The sequence below is a fragment of the Bradyrhizobium ingae genome, assembly GCF_055791185.1.
The window spans coordinates 17001-41393 of the sequence record NZ_JBVUBB010000010.1 but is presented as its reverse complement, the minus strand read 5'-3'; the positions used below and the strand labels follow the sequence as shown (position 1 = coordinate 41393).

The window sequence follows — 24393 nt, the reverse complement described above, 5'->3', positions numbered from 1 at the left end:
CCATCGTGTCAACGAGCGGCGATCGAACGACCAGTGATTACTCGGCATTGCATCGTGCCCTGACCAACGCGCAGGGATTCCGCATTCCGTGATCGAGGCGCTTGCTGCCGAAATTCTGCCTCAATCCGCCAGTCAGCTCCCCCCCTCGATTCGAAGTCAGACTTATTCGAAGGCGACCATTTCCTCTGCTTCACCTAGTCTGTGTCGTAGCGCGAGAAAACTCGCTCCTTGGCCCACCGTTCGGCAACTCCGCAGCGCTAAGCTCGACCAGGCGCGAAAGAAACGTGGTCGTAGCGCGGCATCAACGGCATTTCAATTGCCGCGAACGTAATCCGGAATACGCCATGCTCGCTCATTCTATCCATGGGGTGAATGCGCTGCATCACAACAATCGATTTTACCAATCCCAATGAAGGCTGCTAGTCAACGCAGCGCTTGAGCTCGGAGATGGAGCGGGTCGTGAGGATTAATCGTCGACTGTTGAGGGCAGTTGCTCCAGGTGGGCTCATTCGCCACCTGTTCAACGCTAAGGCTCCAGGAAGGCCTTTCGAACGGTTGTCAGCAGGTCTTGTCGGCCAGCATCCTCCCGCGCGCTGGAGGCCAGCGCGTCGCAATAGACGATTCGTGTACCAGAACGATGCATGAGGCAGCTATGACTTTGACAGTGTACGTATCTCGAAAATCGAGGGCAGTTGAGCGCCTGAACCAAGCATATCGGGTGATGGCATTTGGTTTTTTTACGCAGCTCCTTCGATATTTCGCTCTTCCTTTTCTCGCTTTCGCCAACTCATCTCCCGTTCGACTGAAAGCTGATGCCGACCCACATATCCCCACTGCGCCGCCTGGAGAGCGTGCTGCGCTCTCACGTTGCTGCAATTCCCGTGTTCAACACCTTAAACAGAGGATCGAGTTACAAATCGAAGAGATTGCAAGATTGATCTGCGAGGACCAGAGCGCGCTTGAAGCAACTCGGCTCCTCAATGCACTTACAAACGAGCTGGTATCGGCGAAGCTCGACATGTACTCGAAAGTTGACGAACAAACTGATAGTGCAGTCACAGGAGGGAAAGCGAACCGCATCGAGCAGGGGTACGGCACACTGTACGAGCCGGAACAGCTTTTGAAGCTGGGACGGCTTTTTGATGAAGCAGTCTTGGCGTTACCCCCAAGCTTGCGAACTCCTTCCAACCGGACAGACATCGCCAAACTCATCCTAGGACGTGCATCTTTTACTCAAATCGAACTTGGTCTTCTCGTTAAGTTGATTATCGCCCTTGTGGCTGCCACTTGAATACTAATAGACCTCGCTCCTCGTTGTAACACGAACAGTCACGACAATTCCAAAAAGAGAACTCGAGCTGCTTTCGCCCTAGCGTGGGCGGCTCGACGCGTCCGAGGCGACTTTCGGCAGATCGCCGATATCTGGTCTCATCACTCGATCGTCGAAGTCGCGCTAGACCGACCGATTTCCGGCACCGCTGGTGCGCTCACATATGCCAACGCATCGCCCATGCCGGCCTCTGCACCGATGGGCGGACGACAACCTCGTTTGACGAACTCTTGGCTCGACGGATTGCCAGCGAGTGCCGGACTCGCAGATGTTCGCACGCTCCTCGACACTTCTTGATCCGAACCAATGCTCAGGTCCCTCTGCTTGTGATGGCTTCGCGTGCCAACGTTCAACTGACTGCTCGAACCACGGCGAAGACAATGGCCAACCATGTGGCCAGGCAGAACAATAGGACGACGCGCCACGCCCTTACCCTGAATCGATTGCGCGAGTCGACTAGCTCCCATGCGCAACCGGTGAAGCAGCGGCCCCGCACGACGTCCATCATCTGATTGTAGTCGCGGAACTCAAACTGCGAGCGATTTTTACGGATGTACTTGATCCGATCCTGAGGTGCGAAGCAGTCCGCCCATATATTTTTGGCCTGCTCTTGCTCGTCTTCCTTAGACCGGCCGCAATTATTGGCGAGAGGATAGTCGGCAGCCGGCGTCACGATGCCATGCTCTCTGCCGAGCATGTAAGTGGGGAGCGTATTCAATTGAAAAACGCGCCATTCATGCATGGTGCATACCTTTCATATTCCGTTCATGTTCTGCTCTCCACGCCTACAATGTGACGTTACGTAAGATTCAAGCTATTCCTTTGGTGCCTACCAAATCTAGTTGGCTGCAGCCGCGACCCTTCTCTCCTTATTGAGCCTGAGGACATGGGCTTTCAATTCGCAACGCAGCAATAGAGCACGTCGAAGTTGGGCTGACAGCTGCTTGTTCGGCTCGCTTCGGACGCGCTACCCCTTCTCATGCCACCGTCTTTGCCTGCTTGACCGCTCGCGTCATTTCCGCGTGGGTGGACGGCGAACGGGCCTTTTTTTGCCTTTTGTCGACGAGTGGTCCGGTTTGGCGACTGACGTCAGCTTCTGCCTCGCAATCACTCAGGATCGGCCACGATCAACTTTGCGATTTGGTGGGCTGAGCCGCGAAATCGTTTCACCCTCCATCTTTCTTGTCGCCTTGCCCGCGAAACATTGTCGCGAATGAGGTGCCTGCCGCCGCCACACGAATTCACACAATTTCGTCAAACCAACCGCTCGGAGGGCTTGAATCGCACGTGGCGTCAAATTGTACGATCTCGAACAAGTGATGGTGGTCTCCAGCGAGGCCAACGTCTCCAAGGAATCCAAGGATCGCCAATGTCCCACCCTTTTCTTGTTCACCGCGAACGACGCTATCAGGATCCGGACACTCTCGCCCGAAAAAGCGATCGCCGACTTCCTTTAGACCTCGAATTGCTTGCCACCTTTTGGCCAAGTCAGGCGAAAGAGAGCGCGGACTCCGAACTCGATGCCCAGCATGCGCACCTCTTTGTCGCCCATCGCAAGAGCAATCCGTTCAGTTTGCCAATTCGATCTCGCATCGTGGTTCGTGCTCATCGTCACAAACCCGACATGTCCGATACAGCACCCCTCCTACGCGTCACGAGGATGTCCGACACGGGACACTTTGATGACAATGTGCGACGTGCAGTTCACCTCCGTTCCGAAACGCGCGTTGCAATTGCCCCTCATCTGTCGCTTTCGGATGCATTCGAGCTCACTTGAAGTCACCGTCACGATGGCTCAGAGCAGCGCCCCCTCCCGTGAGTTAAGCCGCGTGGCCTTGTCGCGGTAGTCGCTGATCTGAATCCTTAGCCAACTCTCTCTCTTGCAGGAGCCGTTGACCGTCGCGCACGACGCTCAATACGGCGCCAATCTACCGTCAAAGAGGATCTCTTGACTCGAAGCCTGTGTCCCCTCGCTCTCTGGGCCTATAGAACCGGTTGCAATGCAATAGCTTTCGTTGCGTTTGCGACCATGCTCTCTCTCACCTTCGAGCGCGCCGTCGCCCGAGATAAACCTGCAACGGAGGAGGAGCAGAGGGCTTGCACGCCGGACGTGTTTCGGCTCTGCAGCAGCGTCATACCGGATGCGGAGGCAATCACTGCTTGTCTCCGAACGAAGTTCACCAGCTTGAGTGATCAGTGTCGCTACGTAATGTCAACGCATGATAGCGCAAAGGCAAAAGCAGGCTCGAAATGACTTCGGCGCGGCTTCGATTGGTCCCGGTCGGCCCCGCTCGAGCCCGATCCAAAGAGCATCGCGGCTATGTCGGCTTTGCGTGACGATCGCGTGCACTTGCTCGTGAACCAACAGCTATCGAACGTCGGAATTCCGACCTCCTCGGACGAATAAGCGATGCAGACACTACCTTTCGATACGGTCCTGATCGCCAATAGGGGCGAGATAGCCGTGCGCATCATCAAGACGTTGCGCAAATTGGGGTTACGTTCCGCAATCGTCTATCACGACGTCGATGCAGACACGCCAGCGGTTTCCATGGCGGATATCGCGATCGCCATCGACGGTTGTTCCCCGATCGCGGCCTATCTCGATGCCGATCAAATTGTCGCTTGCGCCTGTAGAGCAAGGGTCGGCGCCTTGCATCCCGGCTATGGATTTCTGTCGGAGAGCGCGGAGTTTGCGAGAGCTGTTGAACGGGCAGGCATTGCATTCGTCGGGCCGAGTTCGGAAAGCATCGAACTGATGGGCGATAAAATTCGCGCCCGCCGTTTTGTTCAGCGGAGTGGATTTCCCGTCGCGCCTTCCGCCGTCGAGGAAGACGATCCAGAGACCTTCCCTTTCAGAGCGCGGGCCCTTGGCCTACCTTTACTGGTGAAACCTTCCGCTGGCGGCGGCGGCAAGGGCATGCGGATTGTTCGCAATCTCGACACCCTTGATGACGCGATCGCTCACGCGCGCCGTGAGGGGCTACGTTACTTCGATGATGGCCGGCTCTATGTCGAGCGATATGCTGAAAACCCACGCCACATCGAAGTGCAGGTGCTAGGCGATTCCTTCGGAAACGTGATCCACCTTTTCGAACGAGAGTGCTCGGTGCAACGCCGCTTCCAGAAAATCATTGAGGAGACACCCTCACCTGCCTTGTCGCCAGAGTTGCGCAAAGAGGTCTGCGAAATCGCGGTCGGCATCGCTCGTAGTGCTAACTATCGAAATGCTGGAACCGTCGAATTCATCTTCGATGGGAGTGAATTCCACTTCCTCGAGATGAATACTCGGCTTCAGGTTGAGCATCCTGTAACCGAGATGGTCACCGGCGTCGATCTCGTTGCCGAGCAACTTCATATCGCCGCAGGTCGCCCGCTTCGCCTTTCACAGTCCGATATCGTCTCTAAAGGCCACGCGATTGAGGCCAGAGTATACGCTGAAGCTCCTGAACGCGACTACGTTCCGACGACCGGAAAGATACTCATGCTGGAGTACCCTCAGCGCGAGGGGGTACGAATCGACAGCGGCATTGTTCAAGGTCAGCAGATCACGACGGCATTCGATCCCATGCTCGCAAAGGTCGTTGTACATTCGTCCACGCGCCGTGACGCCGCATTAGTGTCGGAAGGCGTAATGCGCGAGTTGGTGCTTCTTGGCTGCGAGACAAACGTAGATTTCCTTGCGCGTCTGTTCGCTGACGAGACGTTTTTGAGCGGACAGATTCATACCGGCTATCTCGATGAAAACCCGCACGTGGCGGCTGGCCAATGTGCGAGCGACCTACCCGCCGTCCTAGCGGCCGCCGCGCTCCTGACGAGGCCCGTTCGCGATTCAGCGGACGCCGTGCCCACGCTCCACGCAGAGATCGGCATGTGGAGAAATTGAGGTGAAGCACTCCTTTGCGCTTGATGGCGAGAACTATGAATTATGGCTTTCACCTAGCCAACACGGCTATCGTCTTCACCTGGACGACGAGGTATTTGCCCCGGTGTCGTTTTCACACGAACTCGACGGTAGCGGTACCCTTGTCATTGCGAGCGACACCGTCCCGGTCAAATTCGCAATCGACGGCGATATGCTTTATCTGCATATCCGCGGCAGGACGTACATTTTACGGTATCGTGATCAACTGCGAACGCTCGCTTGCTTGCATGATCAGGCGAGCCATCTTGTGGCTCGCGCACCGATGCCTGGAGTCGTGATTGCAACCAAGGTTTCGCGTGGTGATGTCGTGCCTGCAGGCGCGACGCTGATGTTGGTCGAAAGCATGAAATTGGAATTCGTCGTACGCGCTCCCCGGGGCGGTGTGGTCGAGCGCATTCATTTTGGCGTAGGCGACAGTTTCGAGCGAGACTCCGCGCTAGTTACATTTTCCGAGGAAGGGCACTGACGTGCAGCGGATTGTTTCCCGGGTGGACACCAAGTCGCGAGAATTTCGCCTCAACGAGCTCCATAACCGACGACTTGCGACCGAATTGAAGGAGCGCCAGTGTTCAGCTCGCTTCGACCGACCGGCACGAGACCTCGGGCGCCTGCGGCAGCAAAACAAGCTATTCGTTCGCGATCGGATCGAGGCGTTGCTTGATCCCCACACTCCGTTTCTCGAGCTTTCGACGCTCGCTGCCAACAAGGCCTACGAGGGCGAGGTGCCGTGTGCAGCGCAGATCGTCGGCATCGGCATAGTGGCGGGTCGCGAGGTCATTGTTCATGCGGATGATGCCAGTGTGAAGGGCGGCGCTTGGTATCCACTATCCGTGAAAAAGATCGTACGCGCCTTGGATATCGCAATTGAGAACCGCCTGATGGTGGTTCATCTTTGTGACTGCGCTGGCGGATTCTTGCCTTTGCAGGCAGAGTTCTTCGCTGATCGCTATCACGCAGGTCGGATTCTGCGTAACCAATCAATCCTCTCCAAGATGGGGGTGCCGCAGGTTGCCATCGTAATGGGGCACTGTACCGCGGGAGGAGCCTACGTTCCGGCGCTGAGCGATTACAATATCATCGTGCAGGGGACCGGGGCCATCTTTCTCGGCGGACCTCCAGTCGTAAAGGCCGCCACCGGAGAGGTGGTATCTGCAGAAGAGCTCGGTGGCGCTCGCATGCATACGAGCGTTTCGGGAACGAGTGACTATTTCGCGACTTCCGAGATGCATGCAATTGCCATTGCGCGGGACATTGTTGCTCAGATGAAGCGTCCAGCGAAAGAAGCGATTGCTCAATCTGCTCCGGAGCCTCCCGCCTATGATCCAGCCGAACTATACGGCATTATTCCAAAGGATCCTCGCGCTCAGTTCGACATGCGGGAGATCATCGCGCGCCTCGTTGATGGCAGCCGGTTCCACGAGTACCAACCCCGCTATGGCCAATCCCTGGTATGCGGTTTCGCGCGACTCCATGGATACCAGATCGGGGTAATCGCAAACAACGGCGTGTTGCAGAACAATAGTGTTCTGAAGGGCGCCCACTTCATACAACTCTGCGACAACAACCGGACGCCTTTGCTCTTCCTGCAGAACACCACCGGCTTCATGGTTGGACGGGAATACGAAGAGCGCGGCATCACGAAGGACGGTGCCAAGCTCATCATGGCCGTCTCCGGAGCGGAGGTCCCGAAACTTACCGTGATTTGCAACGGCTCTCATGGAGCGGGGACATACGCCATGGCTGGTCGAGCCTTCGATCCACGTTTTATGTTTACCTGGCCACACTCTCAGATTTCGGCCATGGGGGCGGAGCAAGCGGCTGGCGTGCTAACCCATGTCAAGGCGAGGCAATTGGCCCGTGACGGTGGGCGTTTGTCCGACCAAGAATTAGCGGCCATTCGAGAGCCGATTTTGGAAGAGTATCGGGAGCGATCGAGTGCCTATTATGCAACATCCGAGCTTTGGGATGACGGCATTCTCGATCCCATAGACACCAGAAACGCACTCTCCATCGCATTGAGTGCTTCGCTTAATACTCCAATCGAAGCGCCACATTATGGCATCTTCAGAATGTAGGTCGCGCTTCGCGCGCGACGACTTGGACAAAAGATACCCCGCGCCGACCTACGCTTCACGAAAACGATGACTCCAACTCATCTGGACGAGCCTTCCGACGCGCAACTCACTTCCTCCGGAAGCACAGTTGCTTTCACCGACAAAGATCACTCGCAAACCAAAGCACGCCGAAAGCCTGACACATGCAATGCCCCAAATGTCATGCCGGAGATCAAACCGCATCACATGACCCATGGAGCGGCCGTCCTGTGATCGATTGCAAGGCATGCGGCGACTATGTTGAAGACACGTTCGCCGAGCGACAGAAAGCGTACTCCATAATCACCGGCGTCGTGGCATCTAGCCAGATCGGCGAGCACAAGGGCGGCGCTCAACATGTTGCAAGTGAGATCCTACAAGCGCTCGAGAATGCCGGTCTGGCGATCCGTCTCACCTGACTAGTAGGACCGACCCATGCGCATCCGCTCTTTCCAGCACCTTAAGCCGCGGCCTGAAGCCGTTATTGTTGGCGCATCGAGATCTTCGAGAAGGCAGGGGTTGGGACAAGCGTACTTCTGTCGCTGCGGTCGCAATCGTGCTTTCGGTTGTGATTGGTCCGATGATGCTGCTCGTTCCGGAGGTTTGTATGACAACGCGAAGTCGCTATCGCTTCAGTAGGCCACTCGGAGATGGAAACGCAAACATGAACTAGGATGCCATCTCTTCCCGAGCGACGATGGACAGCCGCATCCTCAACAGTAGCGGCTGTCAATTCTCACAAATCGAACGAACTCCACATTGGGCCATGATTGCGTCGAAGGCACGACCGCAGACACGCAGGCCGCGCGCTTCGCGATCGCATGGATTGAACGAGCATCTTGAGAGGACTTCTATGGTAAAGCCAGTTGTTATTGTGATCGGCGCGGACAAGGGCGGGGTCGGAAAAACGACCGTGTCTCGGACGCTTCTGGATTATTTCAGCGCGAATAATGTGCAGACACGCGCATTTGACACCGAGTCCCCGCGCGGGACGCTCAAGCGCTTTCATCCCGCGATCACCGAAATCGTGGATATGACGAGGACCGCGGACCAGATGAAGATTTTCGACACGCTGAACTCCGGCCTATCCGTCAGCGTGATCGACGTGCGCGCAGGACTGATGTCCCCAGCACTCGCGTCGCTGCGCGATATAGGTTTTTTGGACGCCGCGCGATCGGGGCAAATCACCTTTGCCGTATTCCATGTATTGGGATCGTCTATCGCCTCGCTGGACGAGATCGCCGAAACGAGCAATTTCATGGCCGGCGCAAAATACTACCTGGTCAAGAACTTCATCAACGACACGCAGTTCTTTCAATGGGACCAAGCGACGTACAATTCCTATTTCCGCCGCATCAAAGACGTCACTGACTTAACGATCCCGAAGCTCAACGAGATGGCCTATGAACAGGTCGAGGTCGCTTCCGTCCCGTTCGTCAATTTTGTCGCGAACAAAGGACCGCACGATGACGCCGCCGACTACTCTTTCGTGCTGCGCGGTTACGTCAGACATTGGCTCGCCAATGTCTGGAGCGAGTATGACCGCATCAACTTGACAGACCTCGCCGGCGCCAAGTCGGTGACCCGCGCGGGCGAGAGGTAGTCAATCGAGGACTTATGCAGCGCTGGATCGCAGTTTTGGTAACCCCGGTCTACATCATCTGCTCTGCGAGCCCGCAGGTCGGCAAGACGCTGGTCGCGCGGCTCTTGAGCGAGTTCTTGCAGCTGAAGAACGGTACAGTGCTCTCCTTCGACCTCAATTTGAGGGAGCCGTCGCTGGTCGACTACCTCCCCACTGCCACTGAGACAGCGGATGTCATGGATACCTATGGCAAGATGCAACTCGTTGATCGACTGATCCTCAATGATAGCGTGGCCAAGGTGATCGACCTCGGCTTCCACGCCTTCGACGAGTTTTTCAAAATGTGCCGCGAAATTGACTTCTTGAGCGAGGCGATACTGCACCACGTCGTGCCAATCGTCCTGTTCATGCCTGACATCGACCGTGCCTCAGCGCGCGCCCATGAGATGCTACGGCGGCTGGTTCCGCCGCAGATACTGATCACCGTGCATAACGAGTTCGTTGTCCGCGGCGAATTATTCGAAGCCATGAAGCGTGGCCGCATGCTCCGCTTCGCGGCGCTGCCGGTATTTCTGAACGCCTTTATCTGGCGATTAGGTTTGTCTTTCACTGGCTATCTACGCCATGAAAAGGATTCCTCGAGCGAACTGCATCAGTGGATTCGGCAGAACTACACCAGCTTCCGTGATCTCGAGTCGAGTGTGATACCGCAGTAGTCGTGCTAAGGCGTGAGGCGCGAATGACATGAAAAATGGGAGCCGATCGGACCCCACGACAATGCCGAACGCGTCTGGTTCGAAGCCCGCCCCTGCGGCGGCCTGAGTTATGCGGAGCTCTGGGCGCCACTATCCCGGCGATTTCGGTGCAGCCAGTTGTTGAATGGCCCTGACGTCTGGTCCGTTTGGCTACATCGGCCTCAGAAGCGTAAAACACAATTACAACTTTCAAATGGGGCGCTGACAAACGCTGATCGGACAACTCAGTTGAGAGCCCTGGAAAGACCCCAAGAGAGGATCAACAATAGTGGATCTCTGCACACTGATTGAGCGCAACGCAGCGTTCGCTCCTAACAAGCCTGCGATCCATTTCGAAGGCGAGACCTTAAGTTACGCCGACCTTAATCGACGCATCGGCCGTGCAGCACGTGCCATGAAAAATGAGCTCGGCGTCAACAGAGGCGATCGCGTTGCTCTCCTCAGCCTCAATCGCCCTGATTACCTCGTTCTCCTCTACGCTTGCGCGCGACTCGGGGCGATACTGGTGCCCTTGAATTGGCGGCTGGCGGTTACCGAGCAGCTTTTTATCTTGTCCGACGTGGGGGCCAAGCTTCTGGTCATCGAGCAGGCTTTTGAAGGACTTCTGCCGATTCTAGCAGAGACACTGCCCCAGGTAACGACCGTGGGCTTCGACTTTGCGTGTTCCGGCACGCGGACGTGGGAAGGCTTGTTGGAGCAGATGCAGCGGGACAGCTACACCCCCAACGCGGACCTGACCGACCCGCTTCTGATCGTCTATACTTCAGGGACCACGGGCCGGCCAAAGGGAGCAGTGCTGAGCCAGGAAGCCTTGTTGTGGAACGGCGTGATGAGTCAGCATATGCACGCCCTCACATCCCGCGATCATGTGCTGACAGTATTGCCGCTTTTCCACGTCGGCGGGCTCAACATTCAGACGACGCCGGCATTGCATCTTGGCGCGACCGTTAGCATCTCTTCGCGGTTTACGACTGACGCCACCTTTGCCGCACTCGAGCATGATCGGCCGACTTTGACCGCCTTGGTGCCTGCGATCATTCAAACCTTGACTGGCGACCTTCGGTGGTCGACGGCCGATCTGTCTTCGCTGAAAGCGATCTCGGTGGGTTCAACGATTGTGCCGCAGCACCTGATCGATCGCTTGGTTGCACGCCGCGTACCCGTGCTGCAGATTTACGGCGCTACGGAAACGAGCCCCATTGCGATCTATACGAGGCTCGGCGGTGACCTTTCGCGCGAGGGGTCGACCGGCCTACCTGGACTGTGCTGTGAAGCGATCGTGATGGACGATGCCGGTAGCGAGTTGCCCGCAGGGACGCCTGGTGAGATCGCAGTGCGCGGCCCAAACGTATTGTACGCATATTGGGACAATCAAGCAGCCACGCGCGAAGCAATGCATGACGGCTGGTATCGCACTGGCGACATCGCCTCTCGCGATCGCGACGGCTATTTTTGGATTCATGACCGCAAGAAAAACCTGATTATTTCCGGCGGGGAAAACATCTATCCGGCGGAGGTCGAACGTGTACTCCTGGAGCACACTGACGTTGCAGAGTGCGCGGTCATTGGCCGGCCGGATCCATTATGGGACGAGGTACCGGTCGCTTATGTGATCACGCGCCCCGGAGCCGGGACGAACGCAGAGGCTCTCGTAATGCATGCGCAATCGCATCTCGCGCGTTTCAAAGTGCCCCGCGAAATTATTTTCACGGAGGAATTGCCGCGAACGGCCTTAGGCAAGATTCAGCATAGTGTACTCAGAACCTTTGATTCCCGATCAGGCGAGCAAGACTTCAGCAATTGACGGAACTTGGATTGCTTGCCACCGCAGTTCATGTGCCTCGCCCGCGCATGTGGCCGCTCCATGAGCAACTCTCACGCGATGGCGCGCTTGAAAGGAAATTCCAGCCTTGTCCTTAGCAGGATCTCGGACGGCGGATCGTTTTGCACGTCTTTCAGCATCCTATCGACCGCACCGGCGAGCGATCGTCCTTGCAACCAGCATGGATCCACCTGGACTGTTCGACTTTTCCAAAGACGAACTCCGGTCGTTTTGCTCGGCTTCCGCAATCCTAAGCGGACATGTGAGCTCAAGTCACGACAGCCACTCGGCCGCAAGCGCCCTCCGCAGCAGTGGATATGTCAGCCTCGCGCTGGCCTCTGCTGCGCCAAATGGCAGCGGCCTCCTGGAATATCAAGCTACCGACTTGGGGTTTGCCGTCGGACCTCAGAAAAATCCGCCTGAGCATCCCAGGCCCACGCACATAGTAGAAGTGAAAGATCCACGTGAGTCAGACCATGCCAGCCGAACTCGAGGACCGCTATCCGGCACTGCTTGTCGGACCGCGAGCTGTCTTGCGTTTCCGCCCGGGTATGCGCAAGGGGGTTGCGGAGACTATATGGCCGTTACTCGAGACTTATAGACCGCATTTGTCTCGTCCAATGGCAGCGCTGGCTGCTTCTCGAGCCTGCTTCCGAAGCCCTGACCCTGGCCTTCGGCGGACTGATCCTGTTGCTGGTGTTAGCGGTCCCCACGGTGCGATCTTGCGCGCCATGAGCGGAAATTTTCCCGAGCAGTTCGACTTCTTCCTGTTCGGCTTCTATGCTAGCGCCATCGCGAAGGCATTCTTTCCATCGGCTGATGAAACCGCTTCGCTGCTTAACACGTTTGGTGTGTTCTGGCTGGGCGCTCCAATGCGCCCGATCGGCGCTATCGTGCTCGGCTAGCAGCTGTGACGCCAATGGGGTTTTAGCCCGCCGCCGCCGAGCTAACGGATTCGTTTTACGGATGGACGATAGATTTTATCCATCACGTGAGGCGCCAACCTCAGCAAAATTTACTAGAATACCGAATTTGTGAAGTACTGAAGCAACTTTGCACAGCAGCAGTCATCATCGCTTCAACAAGCACCTGTATAGGCATGGGTTCACGAGCTGAATGACTGCAGGTACTCCCCGACCCGCTTAAGCGCCGCTTTCAACCTACCTTCGCTGACCAGCAGCGAGTCGTTGCTGAAAAAGGATATCTTGTTGGAGTTTCTATCCATGGATCACACTTCGCCCAAGCAGGAGAACACACTCGATACTCTGGTAAGCGCGGCGTTTGAGAAGTCATGGCGTTTCGTAGAGAAAGATCCATTTCTGACCCACAATGCTGAGGCGTTGCTCCGGGCTAGGCTACGAGCCCACCTGGAACGTTCATTGCGAACAGGAGAAAAGAATGTATTTGATCTGGCGAACAACGCTATTTGTAATCTACGTACCGAACTAGGACGGCGGCCCGGATTATAGTGTCGCCCTCAGCGGTGGCGTGGTGTGGCCCCCCTGGCACGGATCTAGCGGCCTCGCATAGGCTGCGGCCCTCGTTCTTCCAGCTCCCGGACTACATCTTCCTACCGATCTGTACTGTCGGCCTGATGGCCGGCAGGGATACACCAGAGGTGGTCGTCCTTCTGCACCCCACCCAGCGGATCGTCTGATCTCCCGCCATAGGACCAACGACGCGCAACTTTCAGATACAAAACTTCAACGGTCTTTCTGGCTAATTAACCACTCGAGAGGAGGCTCTTCGTCAAGCTCCTAGCCGCGCCCGGCAAAGAAGATTCATGCTGCATCCGACCGCCGAGATAGCACAAGATCCACCAAACGCGGCAAAACACATGTTGGCCATTCTGACCGTTCAACTCCCTCGCATGTGGGGGGCTCAGCCTAAATTCCTTGCCGTTGCCCTAATCATCTCAAGGAGCCAGCTCAAGGCCGTATCGTTCGGTCTGTACTTGTGCGGGGGCCGGAACACTTCGCTTTTTCACTTCGGCGGCCACACCGAGGGGTGATTGCCAATGGTAACCGCCTTATCGAGAGGGGATACCGAACTTCTGGGATCCGGGCCGCCACGTACTGGGTTCGAGCTGGTTCTGGTACTTGCAATAGTCCATTCGCATGTCATGTTGGGATGGACGCAGACATGGACCGGCACGATGCGAATTGGACGCCGCGCGAGACGGCGATATCTGCCGATACCTCGCAGGCCTTCCTTCTAAAGATTCGGAAGAAGTGGTTTGCGGATCCGGGAGCCCCCGACGACGATGCTTAATTCCGCTGCGGTCGACAAAATCGGTTAGGCCGGGAGCTAGTCGCCGAGGGGCAAGACGCCCGGTTTCGATCCGTTTGGAGATGGACGACATCCGTTCCTCATACTCCGCTCCCCGAGGAAATGCATAAGCTTGGTGCGCCCGATATCCTCCCATCAATTCCGAGCTATGGCATGAGCAAGAACGGCTGGACGGGTCCGGCCACTTTCAATACGTCGTCACGAAACGAAAGTCCGACGCTCGATCATTCTCGGTGGAGCTACCTGCAAATGAGCCTCCGCTAGGTCCCAAGGCTGAGTTTCCCGTCTCTGACAGTCCGATCAATCCTGCTCGGTTCATGCTATGGCGCCGCAACCTGCTCGAGCTACTGGACATAGTCGCAGGTATTCAGCCCGATCGTCGGCCCACCACTTTGCCATCGGCGCCGGATCTCCGATGCTGTTTCTTCTTGGACGTGGGAGGTCCTCTCGTCACTTCACACTCGCGGTCCTGGCAGCATAGACCAAATCCAGCAGCCGTTCACAGGCGCTTGATTTCGATGCCATATTTCCTGAGCGCGTAGCCGATTTGGCGCGGCGTTAGTGCAAGAAGGCGCGCGGCCTTTGCTTGAACCCAGCCAGCTTTTTCCATTGCAGCAATGAGGCGCTCGCGATCCGTCAGCTTCGCACCACTCACGATCGCACCATCGGCCGGCGCGACCTCGACAGGTGGAGTTAGAACGGCAATCGACGCAGCTGTGTCAGGGGCCGATATAACTGGTTTCGCCGATAGCTCACCGATCACCGCGGTCCGCGGCTTCGTTTGATCCAGTCCGCTCTTCCACAACAGGGCAGAGAGGCATTGACCGTGACAGCAGGCAAAATCGCGCCTGACGATGAACGGCCCTGGCGCCAGTGTTGCGGTCCGCTGCACGCAGTTTTCGAGTTCACGCACATTACCCGGAAAACCACAATTCATCAGCACGTCCATGGCACTCGGATCGAACGTTAACGTACGACTGTTTTCGCTGTTGAAATTCTTGAGAAACTCAGTGGCAAGCAGCGGAATGTCGCTACGTCTTTCGCGCAACGGGGGCAGCAGCAAGGGAACTACGCTAATACGATAATAAAGGTCGGCGCGAAACTCGTTCTTTGCCACCGCCCCTTCCAGGTCCTTGTTGGTTGCAGCGATCACGCGGACATCAACTTTCATAGTGTGGCCGCTACCGACCCGCTCGAACTCTTGTTCCTGAAGAACCCGCAACAGCTTTGCCTGAAACGAGCCCGAGATCTCGCCGATCTCGTCCAGAAAGAGCGTACCCTTGTCGGCAAGCTCGAAGCGCCCTTTGCGTGAGTTAAGGGCACCAGTAAACGCCCCCTTTTCATGACCGAACAATTCGGATTCCAGCACTGTCTCAGGCAGCGCCGCGCAGTTCATCTTAATGAACGGCCGCTTAGCCCGCGGAGACAACTCGTGAATAGCTTTGGCGACCAGCTCCTTGCCGGTGCCTGATTCACCTCGCAACAGAACTGTGGCATTCGACTTGGCCACCACCGCGATCTTGTCGAGCAGTCCGCGTAGCGCCGGGCTGGTACCGATAATACCATCGATATGAACCTTCTTACGCTCTCGCGCCGGTTGCTTAAATTCGAGGAGCTCCTTCTGCCACCGATAGCTCTCCGCCATGAGGCGCTTGCGGTCGCGCACTACCAAGCGATGGAGCTTCACCGCCTGTCCGATCAGGTTGGCAATCATGGTGAGTAACCGGACATCGGAATCGAGCGGGAACATCGAGTCGATGTCTGGCACACGCTCGATCGATAGGGTGCCGACTACTTTTCCATCGACGCTGATGGGAACTCCGATGAAGGATAACCGTATGTGATCGCTGGCCCCGAGCACATCCATATCAGCAGCGCTAAACGCTGGATGCGTTGCAACGTCTTCAGCCACGAACGGCATACCCGTCGCCACAATCTCCTCAATCGCCTTTTGAGGCAGGCGCATGCGGTAGCGTTCATCGCTTCCTTCGGTCCAACCGGCGCCGACCGCAATCTCCGCCACGTCGTCGTCTGCCAGGAGAGACACGACACCGTGCCGCATCTGCAGTGAGGATTGCAGCAGTTCGATAACGCTTGCCAGAGCGACTTCGAGCCGCGAAGGGCTGGCAAGCATGTTCGATATTTCGAACACTCCTCTGAGGGCGATTTCGTTCAAGGGCACGACCACGGGATGGTTCGCCTCGCCTTCCGAGCCAGGCCATTCGCACTCGGAAGCAATATGCACTGTGACAACGCCGACGTCGCCCTTCTTGCTTGCACTTAGTTCGCACTTCGAAACATCGTCTTGCATCTCACACTCAATCTCGTGTCCATTCGGACGCTAGGAGATAACATCTTTTCATGGCACGATGGTAAACAAGATGGCTTCATTCGATTCACGCTCCTTCACAAAATCGCGCACAAATCCTCTGTTGGAATAATATTGGTGCAGACCCAACAAAAACGAGCAATGATTTCTCACGTATTCGCAGACGATCACATACGGCCTACGCCGCGGATCGCGATCCCTCGTGTTTCGCTTGCTTCATTCGAACGCAAGGTGAGCTTTACGCTCTCCCACCACGACGTCCCGGAATGTTGGAGTGATATGCCTACCCAGTGTGGCCATGCAGGCCGCAAGTGGGTCAAAGGAACGAACGCCGCCGCGACGCCAACAGGCTCGGCCGGCCGTGACTGATGTTGAACGCGCCCGTTGACGACTGGCGTTGCCGATGATGTCAGCAGCGCGCCCTCCGGCACCTAGGGTGGGCCGGCCGCGCTGTTGCGCAATGCCAGCAACCGCTTGCGCGCAAACTTTTTGAGTTTGATCACGCGGCGCGGCCGGATCGGGCGGTAGCCAGCTCGACCTCGAGATCGCGTTCAGCCACCGCCCCTTGCGGATATAAATCATCATCGGCAGCTTGCCGCGCGCATGAGATGGTGTGCCAGCGCAAAACTCGACCTCTGGCGGTCGAGCCGAAGTCGCAACTTCCACTGGGCACCAGCAGGTTCCAGCCTTTCCTGCAGCATGCAGCTCACACCAACATGAAGAGGATATTGACGTCGACTTCCGACATGCGACAGTGGAGCGCATGGTTGTCTGACATGCCGGCCCATACGCATCTTTCTTCCCCTTGCCGCACTCACTTGAGCTTGGATCGGTGCAGGATTTGGGCCAGGGCAATACGAAGAATGCCGATACGATTGCGACGCGATGTCGCGCTCGCTAACAGCTTAGCGGATCAAAGACACTAAGCGCGTGTGCTTTCTGACAGCCACACGGGCGACGGATCCGTATCGTGTCTTCGAGCTCCCCAATTGTCCCCGGCGGACGTGCGCTCCCGTCAAATTCGTCTCTTCTCTTACCCAAGCGCAACTACGGCAACAGTGCCAAGTTTGTTGGAAATGCTTCAATGCATCCTTGAGCGAACAGTTTGTCATTTGTCAGCCGAACGATCCGACGTATCAGCCGCTGGCACCTTTTTTTGTCTGACCGCCTTCGACTCGCGGGAAATGAAGTCGCGCGGCTTCGTCACGTCCCACGACCCAGGTTGCGGTTCGGCAGCCTTTCGTCTCTCGATCGAATTGGGATCACTCGACTATCTGCGGGCCCCTAAGACAACGAGCACGACAGCCTGTTGCGCGGGCAGACATCTCAGAACAACGGCACTCACCGCCGCACCCGCAACAATGCCCGCTACGCCCGCTAATCGAACGTTACCAGCCCCGTACGTCAGGTTTGTTGGCTCAGTGGTCCGGAACCGGCTCGCTTCGAGCGGTGAGCTCGTTTCGGCGCAATGAGCTAAATTAGAGCGACGACCTTCAAGGCGCCCCAATCGACCAAAGGCCCGCCACCCTCGGCAAGACCCGGCGGCGCAACAACAGAACAAACACAAAGTCGCGGCACGATCGGCGAGAGGGTAAGGGCATGCGGCTTATAAGATCGGGTGATGCTCGGGCGACTCATCGATCAAGATGAGACGATTCGGATCATTCAAATCGAACTCAATAATGCGCGGCGCGACAAGGCGCGCATAGCGCGTAAAGGCGCTGGTCGGCGGAAAGCGAATCACGGTATCGCATCGACCGAGGAGGTACATCTCGATGAGAGCAGAGAACCCTCCCTCCGCTCCCAGTTCCGCACTATGCAATGGCCCTGCTTGAACCGCCAGGAAGCGCTTTGAGATGGTAAAGAGGTCGGGAAACATGGCCGACCCCCGATCCAGAACTTTCGGGCTGTCCGTACATAAAAACACTTTCACTGGCTTTTCGTGGGGCGATGCCTTGGCCTTTTCGATGGCAGCGCATACCTGCCGCAACGCACGCTGCGGATCGGCCCAGTATGGCGTGTGCCCCATGATATCTTCGCCATTGCCGTGTCGAACATGAACGCCTATTACGCTGTGACCCTTGAAGTGCCCCTGATAGATCGCGTCAATCCGAGCTTGAATTTCAGACCGCAGTTTGACGGCCCGAAATATTTGTCGCTCGGCATCTTGATCACAACCCCACATCAAACAAGCATCACACACCACAGTATTCGCGTGAGTGTCATCCCGCGCTTCGAAGAGCTGCCTCAGCTCATCGCGTTCGCGGAAAATCTGTTCGTATGGTCGATAAACGCAGTCGATGGATGGCCGATTCCACCAAGTTGGAAAAAACGGTCCCGGAAAAGAGAGTTGATTGATCCGATCATCGCAAATCACGGGTACACCGGCGATGTCCTGAATTGGCTCGAAGAACACCCCAAAGGCGTTGGTGAAGGGGTCATCGAGATAACAGGATCCGCGCCAGTCGATAACCAGCGTGCGCCCTGTCCGCTTGGCGTATTGCCAAGCTGACGCGAGCGACCACAGGCAATCACCGAAACCAGTACGTCGCCGGGAAACAACGAACCTTTCTTTCACGGAACCACCATCAACTAGCATTCTACCGTCCTCGTCACGACATACCGGACGGATCAGAATGTAGGTAGCTCTGCGTAAGATCTCCAGAGGTCATCGCGGCCTTATTGATCGATCGACGTTCATGCTGGCTCTGCCATACGATCGCAGTCGTTCTGCACCCGAGTCGCGCGTGAGGGAGGATGCAGGCGAACACGCCGCTGCTCCCATAGGCTCCGTAGTTCTTTGACGAGAACTTCGCGCTCGGCCTGATCCAATGTCATCGAATTGGAGAGGTCGCGGAGGACGGCTTCGCCCTTGATCCGCATCAGCAGATCGAACACGCTATCTGAAATGCGCACACCACCGCCGCCGGAGAAGGTCGTGCGGATCTCGCATACCGTCTCCTGTCGATCTCGTGCTGTGTGTGCGCGGACGCGATACAGCGATGAATAAGGCGGCAGTGAAACCGCGAGCGAGGTCCAATCCTCGAGCGTTGCAGCGCGCTTTTTGACAAGGAACGGCCCAACTACGAGAGCATCGAGTTCCGTCGTCAGAAATGTCGCAACGGCATCTGCAACCGAATCCACGATCGGCTCGGCATTGTTGTTAAAGGAGGTATTGAGCACAACCGGGATGCCCGTCCGTTTCTTGAACTCATCGATAAGCCGCCAGTAGGCTGGATTCGAGCTGCGCGACACTGTTTGTAGCCGTGCAGTACCATCAACATGCGTAATGGCGCCCAGCAAACCGCGCTTGGCATCACGTACGCCAACTACGAAGTTCATGAAGGGAAATTCGTCCGTTCCGGCCGGGAGATCGAAATATTCGCGCGCATCCTCCTCCAATACGGAAGGCGCGAACGGTCGATAGCCCTCGCGCTTCTTGACCATCGCGTTTATGCGATCCTTGTTCGCCGCAGGTCGGGGATCGGCGAGAATACTGCGGTTACCCAGCGCACGTGGTCCGAACTCCGACCGACCCTGCACCCATCCGATTACTGCGCCGTTTGCCATCCAATCGGCCGCTCTGCCCGCCACGTCATCGCTGCGTTCGACGTCAAGATGTCCAGCCCATGCCGCCAATTCCTGCTCCACGGCACGGTCGGTCCCGAGATCTGGCCCCCAATAGACTTCCTTCAGCCGCTCGCGCGGCGCTGGCCGTCCAACCTCATCAGATGCCATCAACGCAGCGCCTAGGGCGCAGCCTGCGTCATGCGCCGCAGGTTGCACGAAGATCTCCTCGAAAAGCCCCGAATACAACAGCTTACCATTGACGGTGCAGTTGTGGGCCACGCCGCCAGCCAAGCACAGCCGCTTCATGCCCGTGGCTTCGCGGTAATGCCGAACTATGTGAAACACGATTCGTTCGAGCGCTTCCTGCAGTGACGCGCTGACATCTCGATGTTGCTGGGTGAATGGCATTCCTTTTCGTCGGACCTGAATATTGTGGACCAACGCCGGTCCGATGCGATCCAGGTAGAGCCGGTAGCCCCCGTTCTCAGAGAGCTCGTAGAACCGCTCAAACAGCTTGCGATAAGGCGCGGGATCGCCATAAGGAGCAAGGCCCATGACCTTGTATTCATCGAACAAGCTATAACCCAGATACCGGATCGTCTCGAGATAAAATAGCCCCAAAGAGTTGCTCTCCGGGAAGCTCTCGAGTTGATTGACTTCGGTTCCGGACCCGATCGCCACGAGACCTGAGAGAAACTCACCTCCGCCATCGATTGCAAGGACCAGACTCTGCTCAAATCCGGACATTGCAAATGCACTTACTGCGTGCGCCTGGTGGTGACTCACGAATGAGACGCGCGATGGATCAACTTCGGTGTTGAACTCCTGAGCCAGCATCGTCCGAAGCAGCAGCCTGGCATCCATCGGAATGGCGTCGGATGTCTGCGAGACAAACAGGCGTTCGAGCATTGCATTGCAATACGCTTCGGTCGCATAGAACGCGATGCGATCGACGTCGCGCAGTCGAACACCGGCAGCATCGAGACAGTATTGGATCGAGTTGCTTGGAAATTTATTGGAATGCTTGACGCGATTGAGGCGTTCTTCTTCGACGGCCGCTATCACGCGACCGTCACGCACGAGCACAGCAGCGCCGTCGTGAAGAAATGTACTTGGAAGCTCGGGTCGGAATTCAAAAACCTTGTCTAATCCGCCGCTCACTCCGAGACACAGCATCTTACTCTCCATCTATTGTAAGAGGGCTCTATTGGAACAACCCGACTCACGGTTGCTCGCTGCGGCGTCGTGTTGTCCACTGCGGCACTCTCAGCGCATGAGGCGTCGGAGAAGCAGCGCAACCGACAACAAGAATGGCACGACCGCATAAAGGCAGAGTGCACCTATATGTATACCGACGCTGCCGATTGGCCGCCCGAGCATCGCCGGGCGAATGAGCTCAATCGAATGCTCCAGCGGCAACAGGCCTGCTACGAACTGGAAGGCCGCGGGCAACTGATTGATCGGAAACACTGCGCCGCAGAGGAACACCATGGGTGTAAGGACGAGTGTTTGGTAGAATACGAAATAGTCGTAGCTGGGCGCTAGGGATACAATGACCATCGCCAAGCTCGCGAACACGAACCCAGTAAGAGCGATTGCGGGTAGCGCATACAGCATGGAAGGCCACGCCGCGTAACCCAGTCCCGCGGCAACGATTGTGATGCCTGTGCCAGCCAGAACGGCCTTGCTGGCTGCCCATGCCACCTCTCCGAGCAGGATGTCGCCAAGAGTAAGCTGTGTGCAGAGCATTGCCTCCCAGGTCCGTTGCGAGTGCATGCGGGCGAACGTTGCGTAAATCGTCTCGAAGCTTGCCGAAGTCATCGCGCTGGTCGCGACCATCCCGCCCACTAGAAAATCGATATATGAAGTCCCGTTGACACGACCGACGATGAGTCCGAGGCCAAAGCCAAGACCGAGTAGATTGGTCATTGGATCGGCGAGATTGCCGAGAAGCGACGCAAGCGCTACCTTCCTCCATGCCAGATAGTTGCGTCGCCATACCGCAACCCAGTTAAACGCGTTAGCGGGCATGGCCGCGCCATAAGTCATTCTCATCATATCTCTATCTCGCGTCCGGTCAGCCGCAAGAACACATCCTCGAGATTCGGCGGACGCTCCAGAAGGCGCAAACCCACAGCTCCTCTCAACTGCTTCCGCACCTGCTCCAGATCCGGTGCATAGCAAAAGATCGTCTCGCCGCTTAGTTCGATGCGCTGCGCGTAAGGCCTGATCAGTTCAATGGATTCCTGCGGGTTGCCACCATAGATCTCCATGACATCGCAACCGATCTGTTCGATGATGAGCGCCTGAGGCTCACCTTCGGCGATCTTGCGTCCTTCCTCAAGCACGCAGAGCCTATCGCACAAGCGTTCGGCCTCTTCCATAAAATGGGTTGTCAGCAGGATCGTCTTGCCGCGCGCAAGGAGCGCACGCAGACGCTCCCAGATCAGATGGCGCGCGTGCGGATCAAGACCGGTCGTTGGTTCGTCCATAACGAGCAGATGCGGGTCGTTGATCAGCGCACGTGCCAGCACCAGTCGGCGCTTCATGCCGCCGGACAACTCGGCAACGCGCGCATCCGCCTTGCTCTCGAGGCGGGAAAATTCGAGCAGTGATGGAATGACCGCATCGATTTCACGTGCGTTCATGCCGAAATAGCGCCCGAACACCAGCAAGTTCTCGCGGACCGTGAACTCGTTCTCGAGGTTGTCGAATTGCGGGACCACGCCCACGCCTGCGCGTGCCAAGCGAGCGTGCGCCGGTACTTGCTTGCCGAGCACCGTAATCTGGCCAGAGTCCGGCGGCACCATGCCGAGTATCATACGCACAATAGTGCTCTTGCCCGCACCATTTGGTCCGAGCAGTCCGAAGCACTCTCCCGCTGCAACGGTGAATGCCAGCTCGTTGACAACGGCTTTGCCGCGGTATGATTTGTTTACAGCGGCAAACTCGATCGCTACGCTCGACATGCGTTCATCTCAGCTTGTCAGAGCCATCTCGGACAACGGCACCTTGACTTCGAGCGTTTTGGTCCAGAGCAGGCCATCGCACCAGATGTGTTCGATGCGACCCCATTCGCAGGCAGCTGCGACATCGGGGAAGAAGCCACGTCCATGGTGATTGGCGCTGGTGTTGCAAAGCAGCGGAATGCCCGTCAGTTTTTCATATTCAATGAGCAGTTCAGCAACCTTATGCTGGGATGTTCTGCCAATCGTCTGTAATCGTGCGGATCCGTCGAGGTGCACAACAGCGGGGATTCTGTCTCGCCACTCTGGCCGCGTCTGATGGTCGAAGAGCATGTAAGGGTCCGGCGATCCAGGATCGAAAATGTCCGGCGCTCGGTCCTCCAGGCATATCGGCGCAACCGGGCGGAAGTGTTCGCGGAATTTGATGTCGTTGAGATAGTCCTTCATTTTCGGGGATGTCGCGGCAGCAAGAATGCTTCTGCCACCCAAGGCGCGTGGGCCGAGTTCGGCGCGGCCGTTAAGGAAGACCACGGGTTTATCGGATGCGAGGAGTGCGGCAAGCTCGCTTATGCTGCAGGGCGCTGCGTACCATCCCGTTGATGCATCGCCGCCTGCAAGGGCCGGACCACTATAGACCGACCACTCGAGGGGTACGAAACCTTTGTCCGCCACCATTGCCGAGCAAGCGGCTCCGATTGCTGAACCGCTGTCATTCGGGAAAGGCGGCACCCAGACCGCATCGAACAGGCCGGTCGCACGTAACGCACTGTTCCATTTGATGTTAAGACCACAACCACCGGCTATGCATAGATTGCGCGGCCCCGGAAAGGACGAATGCCGAAGCAAAGCAAGGCCCATCTCCCGCACGAGCAGACGCTCAAGGAAAATATGAAACGATGCGAGTACATCTTCGGGTCGCTTGGCGTCCAATCGAAGTGCGCTTTCTTCGAAGAATTCGTGCGTAGCCGCAAGCGATGCTTCGGCATTATTTATGTTCGCGCGATAACGCCGAGCGGGCTCCGTGTCCGCCGCAAAGCGCTTCTCATAGACCTCCCTAAACACCGTCACAACGTCTTCATCAGGCACCCCCAGACCGATATAGGCCATCAGTTTGCCCGCAACGCCAAGGTCCCAGTTGGTCCGGTTCGGCTGCCGATAGGGCCCGAAGTGGTGGCCCGCGACAGCATAAGCGTGGCCTATCATCGGGAAGAGGCAATCGAGGAAGCGGCCCCCGCCCGGCTCTACATAATAAAGTCGTGGAAAGATGCAGCCATCCCACACGAGGCAGAAAGCCGGTTCTCTCGTTTTCGCAAACGGGCTAGTGCAGTAAGCGGAGGCAACATGGCCCGTGACGTGCGCATAGCTCTTATAGGAGACACTTTCGCCCTCGAGCACCAGCCCATCCCCCTCGTGTGAAGATAGGAGCCCCTCGGGACGTTCAACATACGGTGCGCCTTTGAGCGTCAGACGTTCCGACCCACTCAGGACCTGGAATTGTGTTTCGATTTCCCCGTCCCAACCGTCGATGACGAACTGGTCAATATCGCGGGGATGAAGGCCATATTCCGCCAATGTGAGAACAACTGTGTCGAGATTTTTGATGGCTGAGTACCGTCGGTTGTTCTCGCGTTTCTCATGCTCGATGCAAAAGACCAGACGTCCATCCTCTACAAGAGCGATGGACCCGTCGTGCGTCAGCTTGATGCCACAGATGCGCATAGTGCCTCGATGC

Annotated in this window: 16 protein-coding genes and 1 pseudogene; 10 read left to right on the top strand and 7 right to left on the bottom strand. The window is 56.9% G+C overall.

Going from position 1 to position 24393, the window contains the following annotated elements:
• Positions 1 to 652 precede the first annotated feature (652 nt).
• Positions 653 to 1291 (top strand): hypothetical protein, encoded by a 639-nt coding sequence (locus ACV1FX_RS17025; RefSeq protein WP_473118706.1) that lies wholly within the window; start codon positions 653 to 655, stop codon positions 1289 to 1291.
• Between the two features lie 388 nt (positions 1292 to 1679).
• Here the strand turns inward: ACV1FX_RS17025 and ACV1FX_RS17020 are convergent, their stop codons facing one another.
• Positions 1680 to 2072, bottom strand: a complete 393-nt coding sequence (locus tag ACV1FX_RS17020; RefSeq protein WP_473118705.1) for a hypothetical protein — start codon at positions 2070 to 2072, stop codon at positions 1680 to 1682.
• Between the two features lie 627 nt (positions 2073 to 2699).
• On the opposite strand from ACV1FX_RS17020, the gene ACV1FX_RS17015 reads away from it, so the two are divergent.
• The 9 genes and pseudogenes from ACV1FX_RS17015 to ACV1FX_RS16975 form a co-directional block, all read left to right on the top strand.
• Positions 2700 to 3107 (top strand): hypothetical protein, encoded by a 408-nt coding sequence (locus tag ACV1FX_RS17015; protein ID WP_473118704.1) that lies wholly within the window; start codon positions 2700 to 2702, stop codon positions 3105 to 3107.
• 633 nt (positions 3108 to 3740) lie between these two features.
• The gene (locus ACV1FX_RS17010; protein ID WP_473118703.1) at positions 3741 to 5216 is read left to right on the top strand and encodes an acetyl-CoA carboxylase biotin carboxylase subunit; all 1476 of its coding nucleotides are present in this window, start codon (positions 3741 to 3743) and stop codon (positions 5214 to 5216) included.
• Position 5217: 1 nt separating this feature from the next.
• Entirely contained in the window at positions 5218 to 5721 is a 504-nt protein-coding gene (locus ACV1FX_RS17005; RefSeq protein ID WP_473118702.1) for an acyl-CoA carboxylase biotin carboxyl carrier protein subunit, read from the top strand.
• 1 nt (position 5722) lies between these two features.
• Positions 5723 to 7330: an acyl-CoA carboxylase subunit beta gene (locus tag ACV1FX_RS17000; RefSeq protein ID WP_473118701.1), complete on the top strand. Its 1608-nt coding sequence runs from the start codon at positions 5723 to 5725 to the stop codon at positions 7328 to 7330.
• Positions 7331 to 7578: 248 nt separating this feature from the next.
• Positions 7579 to 7767 (top strand): hypothetical protein, encoded by a 189-nt coding sequence (locus ACV1FX_RS16995; protein ID WP_027524779.1) that lies wholly within the window; start codon positions 7579 to 7581, stop codon positions 7765 to 7767.
• Positions 7768 to 8201: 434 nt separating this feature from the next.
• Positions 8202 to 8951 (top strand): P-loop NTPase family protein, encoded by a 750-nt coding sequence (locus tag ACV1FX_RS16990; protein WP_473118700.1) that lies wholly within the window; start codon positions 8202 to 8204, stop codon positions 8949 to 8951.
• A gap of 14 nt (positions 8952 to 8965) precedes the next feature.
• Positions 8966 to 9646, top strand: coding sequence for a hypothetical protein (locus ACV1FX_RS16985; RefSeq protein ID WP_473118699.1), 681 nt, complete (start codon positions 8966 to 8968; stop codon positions 9644 to 9646).
• A gap of 307 nt (positions 9647 to 9953) precedes the next feature.
• Positions 9954 to 11489: a class I adenylate-forming enzyme family protein gene (locus ACV1FX_RS16980; protein ID WP_473118698.1), complete on the top strand. Its 1536-nt coding sequence runs from the start codon at positions 9954 to 9956 to the stop codon at positions 11487 to 11489.
• A gap of 737 nt (positions 11490 to 12226) precedes the next feature.
• Positions 12227 to 12409: pseudogene (locus ACV1FX_RS16975) on the top strand (citrate-proton symporter); the annotation flags it as partial.
• 1886 nt (positions 12410 to 14295) lie between these two features.
• Here the strand turns inward: ACV1FX_RS16975 and nifA are convergent.
• The 6 genes from nifA to nodU form a co-directional block, all read right to left on the bottom strand.
• A complete protein-coding gene (gene nifA / locus ACV1FX_RS16970) occupies positions 14296 to 16107 on the bottom strand; it encodes a nif-specific transcriptional activator NifA (protein ID WP_473118697.1) in 1812 nt (603 codons plus the stop codon).
• A gap of 1624 nt (positions 16108 to 17731) precedes the next feature.
• Entirely contained in the window at positions 17732 to 18724 is a 993-nt protein-coding gene (locus ACV1FX_RS16965) for a nodulation protein NodZ (RefSeq protein ID WP_473118696.1), read from the bottom strand.
• Positions 18725 to 18822: 98 nt separating this feature from the next.
• Positions 18823 to 20871, bottom strand: coding sequence for a carbamoyltransferase family protein (locus tag ACV1FX_RS16960; RefSeq protein WP_473118695.1), 2049 nt, complete (start codon positions 20869 to 20871; stop codon positions 18823 to 18825).
• Positions 20872 to 20961: 90 nt separating this feature from the next.
• Positions 20962 to 21750 (bottom strand): ABC transporter permease, encoded by a 789-nt coding sequence (locus ACV1FX_RS16955; RefSeq protein WP_473118834.1) that lies wholly within the window; start codon positions 21748 to 21750, stop codon positions 20962 to 20964.
• Positions 21750 to 22664, bottom strand: coding sequence for a nodulation factor ABC transporter ATP-binding protein NodI (gene nodI, locus ACV1FX_RS16950; protein ID WP_473118694.1), 915 nt, complete (start codon positions 22662 to 22664; stop codon positions 21750 to 21752). Before nodI ends, ACV1FX_RS16955 begins: the two co-directional genes overlap by 1 nt.
• 9 nt (positions 22665 to 22673) lie before the next feature.
• The gene (gene nodU, locus ACV1FX_RS16945) at positions 22674 to 24380 is read right to left on the bottom strand and encodes a nodulation protein NodU (protein ID WP_473118693.1); all 1707 of its coding nucleotides are present in this window, start codon (positions 24378 to 24380) and stop codon (positions 22674 to 22676) included.
• Positions 24381 to 24393: the final 13 nt, after the last annotated feature.